The following is a 578-nucleotide window of genomic DNA, read 5'->3' on the forward strand; positions in this document are numbered from 1 at the left end:
TACTACGTGGATCATTACCAGTTAGAAGTGTATCGCGGTGGCGATCGTGGTTTGGTGTGTCCGCTGGCGGTGGTGGAAGGTCAGCAATTTGCCAACGATTTCAACATCGTTTGGGATGGCAAGACCGATCAAGACTACCAATTTGAATCCAACACGCAGCTTCTGTTTCGCTTAAAAGCGTTTGATAAAGACGGCAACATGGACGTGACGACGGTTGGTGTGATTGACCTTGTCGAGCCAGATTCTGAAGTCGATATCGACAAGAACGACGGTGAAGAAGAGCAAAGCCGCAAGCTTGGTAAAGCTCAGTTGATGCGTCACAACATTCCAACCTCTGCGGGTCTGGCAAGATTCATGGGTACGGGACTAAAAGGCGTCGATAAAGTCGTGATTGGCGAAGACGAGTTTGATGTGGAAGAGGGCGAGTTATACGCAGAACAGTACTTGCCAGCAGATGCGTATCTCTTCCCTACTCGTGTAGTATTCGACAGCGGTGAAGAGCGTCGCTACCAACTGTACGTGCGTATTCCGGATGAATATTGGGTACAAGCGGGTTTGGCGGATTTCTACATTGGTAA

1 pseudogene is annotated in these 578 nt (G+C 49.1%); it reads left to right on the forward strand.

The features are described 5' to 3' along the window. A pseudogene (locus tag R7R24_RS28960) lies at window positions 1-578 on the forward strand (hypothetical protein); the annotation flags it as partial.

This window comes from Vibrio sp. 704 (assembly GCF_033339295.1).